The sequence below is a fragment of the Pseudoalteromonas sp. 20-92 genome, from assembly GCF_030847595.1.
Lineage (GTDB): Bacteria > Pseudomonadota > Gammaproteobacteria > Enterobacterales > Alteromonadaceae > Pseudoalteromonas > Pseudoalteromonas fuliginea.
Genome location: NZ_JANJGQ010000132.1, coordinates 1 through 211, shown reverse-complemented (window position 1 = coordinate 211; position 211 = coordinate 1). Strand labels below are relative to the sequence as shown.

Genomic DNA, 211 nt, shown 5'->3' with positions numbered 1-211 from the left:
GGGTCATGATGGATTTGAACCATCGACCAATTGATTAAAAGTCAACTGCTCTACCAACTGAGCTAATGACCCGCTCTGATATAATTGTCTGTACTAAAGTCTAAGTTAAACCATTATATTATTTATAAATATAAAATGGTGGGTCATGATGGATTTGAACCATCGACCAATTGATTAAAAGTCAACTGCTCTACCAACTGAGCTAATGACC

Annotated in this window: 1 tRNA gene; it reads right to left on the bottom strand. The window is 36.0% G+C overall.

The window, feature by feature from the left end:
- Positions 1-72 (bottom strand) — tRNA-Lys (locus tag NRL14_RS21040).
- Positions 73-211 lie beyond the last annotated feature (139 nt).